Genomic DNA, 5240 nt, shown 5'->3' on the forward strand with positions numbered 1-5240 from the left:
TGCAGGAGGAGCTCCCCGGCGAGCTCGCCCGACTGATCGCCGAGGCGATCGGGAACGGATGAGGCCATGTGGACGTTCATGTCATCGGATGCCACGGCCGCTCGCCGCGGATCATATGCTGTAACGCGCATCGAGTCCGCAGGCGGGTGACCTGCCCGTCCGCCCCTCGTGAAAGGACGTCTCGACATGCTTCGACGCACCGCCCTCGCGGCCGCCGCCCTGGTCGTCACCGGAGCGCTGCTGCTGACCGCCTGCTCGGGCGGCTCCGAGCCGGAGTCGACGGGCTCCGCCGGTGCGCCCGACACCGACGCCTCGGTCACGATCCGTCTGGTGCTCGAGCCGTCCAACCTCGACATCCGCGAGACGGCCGGCGCCGCGCTCGACCAGATCCTGATCGACAACGTCTACCAGGGGCTCGTCGCCCGCACGCCCGAGCAGGAGATCGTGCCCTCGCTCGCGAGCGACTACGAGGTCTCGGGCGACGGGCTCACCTACACGTTCACGCTGCGCGAGGGCGTGACCTTCCACGACGGGCAGGAGCTCACGCCGCAGGACGTCGTGTGGTCGCTCAACCAGGTCAAGGACAACGCGGCCTACCGCGACTCGGCGCGCCTGGCCGGCATCTCGTCGATCGCGGCGGACGGGCAGGAGATCACGATCACCCTCGCCCAGCCCGACTCGTCGTTCCTCTGGAACCTCAGCGGCCGCGCGGGCCTCGTCCTCAAGGAGGGCGACACGATCGACCGCAAGACCAAGACCAACGGCACCGGTCCGTTCACGCTCGCCAGCTGGAAGCAGGGCGACAGCATCACGTTCGAGCGCAACGACGACTACTGGGGCGACGAGGCGAAGGTCGCCGAGGTCGTCTTCGACTACATCCCCGACAACCAGGCGGCGCTCAACGCCGCCCTCGCCGGCGAGATCGACGTGGTCACGGGCTTCGTCGCGACCCTCAAGGACCAGATCGAGGCCGGCGGCGACTTCACGGTGAACTTCGGGAAGTCCACCGACAAGGGCACCCTCGCGATGAACTCGACGAAGCCCGCGCTCTCCGACGAGCGCGTGCGTCAGGCCATCCGTCAGGCGATCGACCACGACGCGCTCGTCGAGGCGCTCGAGTCGGGACAGACGCTCTACGGGCCCATCCCCGAGCTCGACCCGGGTTACGAGGACCTCTCCGACGTCGCGCCGTACGACCCGGATGCCGCGAAGGCGCTGCTCGCCGAGGCCGGTGCCACGAACCTCAGCCTCACGCTGACGATCTACAACGGGTACCCGACGATCATCCCGCAGATCCTCGTCTCCGACCTCGCCGCCGTCGGCATCGAGCTGAAGGTCGACTCGGTCGAGTTCCCGACCTGGATCAACGACGTCTACGCCAACAAGAACCCCGAGGAGAACCCCACCACGTACGTCAACGACGGCTGGGACCTCAGCTTCGTGCTGCACACCGAGGCGCGCGACTTCGAGAACTGGACCAACCCGGCGTACTACTTCGGGTACGACAACCCCGAGGTGCAGCGCCTGTACAAGGAGTCCCTCGCGGCCACCGACGAGGCGAAGGCCGCCGACCTCCTCGCCCAGGCCGCACGGATCGTGTCGGAGGACATGGCCGCCGACTGGCTGTTCAACGGGGCGTCGGTCGTGGCATCCACCGCCGACATCTCGGGGATGCCGGCCGACAACGTCAACGAGCGCCTCAACCTGGCCGAGCTCGCCAAGAGCAAGGGGTGATCCGCTACGCGCTGACGCGACTGTCCCTGCTGGTGCTCGGACTGTTCGTCGCCAGTGCGCTGATCTTCCTCACCCTCCGCGTGCTCCCGGGCGACGTGGCGCAGCTCATCGCCGGCGTCGGCTCGACGCCGGCGCAGCTGGCCGCGATCCGGGAGCGTCTCGGCCTCGACGACCCGCTGCCGCTGCAGTACACGACGTGGATCGGCGGCGTGCTGCGCGGCGACCTCGGCACGTCCATGCTCACCGGCACGCCGGTGGCGACCGAGCTCGCCGAGAAGGCGCAGGTCACCGTGCCGCTGGGCCTGCTCTCCCTGACGATCGCGCTCCTGATCGCCGTGCCGCTCGGGGTGCTCTCGGCGATGTGGCGCCGCCGCGCGGGCGGCACCGCGCTGAGCGTCGGGGCGCAGGCGATCGCCGCGGTGCCGGTGGTGTGGGCGGGCATGATGCTCGTGATCGTCTTCGCGGTGTGGCTCGGCTGGCTGCCCGCGCAGGGGTTCCCCCGCGACGGCTGGGAGCGCCCGGGACCGGCACTGCGCTCGCTCCTCCTCCCCGCGCTGACGATCGGCATCGTCGAGGGCGCCATGCTGCTGCGCTTCGTGCGCTCGGCGACGCTGCAGGCCGTCGGCCAGGACTTCGTCCGCACCGCCGCCGCGAAGGGGCTGACCCGCAACGCGGCGCTCGTGCGGCACGGCCTGCCGAGCGTGGGGCTGTCGATCGTCACGGTCCTCGGCCTGCAGATCGCCGGCATCGTGGTCGGCGCCGTCGTGATCGAGCAGCTGTTCACGCTCCCCGGCATCGGACGGATGCTGGTGGCCGACGTCAGCAACCGCGACCTCCCGAAGGTGCAGGGCGAGCTCCTCGCCCTGACGAGCTTCGTGCTGCTCGTCGGCTTCGCCGTCGACCTCGTGCACCGGCTCATCGACCCCCGGCAGCGGGAGGCCGCATGAGCGCGGCGTCCTCGGGCGAGCCGGGATCCCGGTCGGTGGCGGCACCGGTGCCGTCGGGCGCGGTGTCCGCCGGCGTGGGAGCGCCCTCGCGGTGGGCGTGGCTCGCGCGCCTGTGGGGCGTGTCGACGGGACGGTTCGGCCTGATCGTCGTCGCCGTGATCGCGCTCGTCGCGCTCGTCGCCCTGTTCTGGACGCCGTTCGACCCGCAGCACGTGGACGTCTCGGCGCGCTGGTCGCCGCCCGGCTGGCCGCATCTGCTCGGGACGGACGCCTCGGGGCGCGACATCGCGAGCCTCCTCATGATCGGCGCGCGCACCACCGTGTGGGTCGCGGTCGGCGCGGGCGCGATCGCGACCCTCGTGGGCGTCGTGCTCGCCGCACTCGGCGCGCTGACGCCGCGCTGGACGCGCGAGTCGGTCGCAGTGCTCGTCGACATCCTCGTCGCGTTCCCGGTGCTGCTGATCGCGATGATGATCTCGGCGGTGTGGGGCGGCTCGCTGTGGGTCGTGGTGGTGTCGGTCGGCATCGGCTTCGGCGTCAACGTCGCGCGGGTCGCCCGGCCCGAGCTCCGCCGCGTGCTGCACGGCGACTTCGTGCTCGCCGCGCGCGCGAGCGGGCTGGACTCCGCGCAGATCCTGTGGCGGCACCTCCTCCCCAACATCGCCCCGGTCTTCATCGTGCAGCTGTCGTGGGCGATGGCGGTCGCGGTGCTCGCCGAGGCGGGGCTGTCGTACCTGGGTTTCGGCGCGCCGGTGACCGAGCCGTCGTGGGGCCTGCTCCTGCGCGACCTGCAGTCGTTCATCTCCGCGCACCCGCTGACCGTGGTGTGGCCGGGACTCGCGATCACGCTCACCGTCCTGGGATTGAACCTGCTCGGCGACGGGCTGCGCGAGGCGACCGACCCCACGCTCTCCCGCCGCGCCGCGGCCGCGCGGGCTCCCCTTCCGGCGGTGGTCGCATGAGCCTCCAGGTGCGCGACCTCGTGGTCGAGATCGCCGGGCGGCGCGTGGTCGACGGCGTGTCGTTCGACGTCGCCGACGGCGCGCGGGTGGGGCTCATCGGCGAGTCCGGCTCGGGCAAGTCGCTCACCGCGCTCGCGATCCTGGGACTGCTGCCCGACGGCGCCGCGGCGACCGGCTCGGTGCGGTGGGACGGCCGCGAGCTCATCGGGCTCCCCGACCGCGAGCTGGCCGAGCTGCGCGGCGACGAGATCGGCATCGTGTTCCAGGAGCCGCGCACCGCGCTCAACCCGATCCGCACCGTCGGGCGTCAGATCGCGGAGTCGGTGCGCATCCACACGCGGGCCACGCGACGCGAGGCGCTCGCGCGGGCGGTGGCGGAGGCATCCCGCGTGCATCTGCCCGATCCCGCCGACATCGTCGCCCGCTATCCGCACCAGCTGTCGGGCGGGCAGCGTCAGCGGGTCGCGATCGCGATGGCGCTCGCGTGCCGGCCGCGGCTGCTCATCGCCGACGAGCCGACCACCGCCCTCGACGTCACGATCCAGGCGGAGATCCTCGAGCTGCTGCTCTCGCTCGTCGAGGACGACGGCATGTCGCTCGTGTTCATCACGCACGATCTGGCGGTGCTGTCGCAGATCGCGACGCACGGCGTCGTGCTCGAGGACGGCCGCGTCGTCGAGGAGGGCTCGGTGACGCAGCTGCTCACCGCTCCGCGCTCCCCCGTCACACAGGGCCTCCTGCGCGACGCGACCGCCACGCTGTGGCGCCCGGGAGGTGTGGATTGAGCGTTCGCCCCGCCCTGCCGCACGACGCGCTGATCCGCGCGCGCGGGCTCACGCGGCGCTACCGCGTGCCTGCCACGCGCCTGTTCGAGCCGAAGCGGTTCTCGACCGCGCTCGACGACGCCGACCTCGACGTGCGCGAGGGCACGGCGGTCGGGATCATCGGCGAGTCCGGGTCGGGCAAGTCGACGCTCGTGCGGCTGCTGCTCGGGCTCGACACTCCGACCGCGGGCACCGTCGCGTTCGATGGCAGAGAGGTGGATGCCACGGCATCCGCTCGCTCGCTGCACTGGCTGCGCCGTCAGACCGGCATCGTGTTCCAGGACCCGTACTCGTCGCTCGACCCGCGCATGAGCGTCGGGCGCATCGTCGCCGAGCCGCTGTGGGCGCTGGGCATCGAGGGCGACCGGCGGGCGCGCGTGCGCGAGGTGCTGGTGCAGGTGGGCCTCGAGCCCGACATGGCCGATCGCTTTCCGCACGAGTTCTCCGGCGGCCAGCGTCAGCGGATCGCGCTCGCGCGGGCGATCGCGCACCGACCGCGCGTACTGGTCGGCGACGAGCCGCTGTCGGCGCTCGACGTCACGGTCCGCGCGCAGATCCTCGCGCTGCTGCGCGAGCTGCGCCGCAGCGAGGGGCTCACGCTGCTGATGGTGTCGCACGACATCGGGGTCGTCCAGAACCTGTGCGACGAGGTCGTCGTGATGAAGGACGGCCGCATCGTCGAGGAGGGTCCGACCGAGAAGGTGCTGCTGGAGCCGCAGGTCGCCTACACTCGGCGACTCCTCGCCTCCATCCCCGTCATCGGGCCCGGGCCC

At 71.9% G+C, this 5240-nt stretch carries 5 protein-coding genes; all 5 read left to right on the forward strand.

The annotated features are described in order from the left end of the window. Nucleotides 1–186: 186 nt before the first annotated feature. The gene (locus WML84_RS12605) at nt 187–1734 is read left to right on the forward strand and encodes an ABC transporter substrate-binding protein (protein WP_347346488.1); all 1548 of its coding nucleotides are present in this window, start codon (nt 187–189) and stop codon (nt 1732–1734) included. Further along, nucleotides 1731–2681, forward strand: coding sequence for an ABC transporter permease (locus WML84_RS12610; RefSeq protein WP_347346489.1), 951 nt, complete (start codon nt 1731–1733; stop codon nt 2679–2681). The genes WML84_RS12605 and WML84_RS12610 overlap by 4 nt, the downstream gene beginning before the upstream one ends. Continuing rightward, nucleotides 2678–3643, forward strand: a complete 966-nt coding sequence (locus WML84_RS12615) for an ABC transporter permease (protein ID WP_347346490.1) — start codon at nt 2678–2680, stop codon at nt 3641–3643. Before WML84_RS12610 ends, WML84_RS12615 begins: the two co-directional genes overlap by 4 nt. After that, on the forward strand, nt 3640–4428 hold the full coding sequence (locus tag WML84_RS12620) for an ABC transporter ATP-binding protein (RefSeq protein ID WP_347346491.1): 789 nt from the start codon (nt 3640–3642) through the stop codon (nt 4426–4428). The genes WML84_RS12615 and WML84_RS12620 overlap by 4 nt, the downstream gene beginning before the upstream one ends. 65 nt (nt 4429–4493) lie before the next feature. Then, nucleotides 4494–5240, forward strand: a 747-nt coding sequence (locus WML84_RS12625; protein WP_347346492.1) for an ATP-binding cassette domain-containing protein, incomplete at its 3' end; no start/stop codon positions are given.

The sequence above is a fragment of the Microbacterium sp. genome, from assembly GCF_039812165.1.
Lineage (GTDB): Bacteria > Actinomycetota > Actinomycetes > Actinomycetales > Microbacteriaceae > Microbacterium.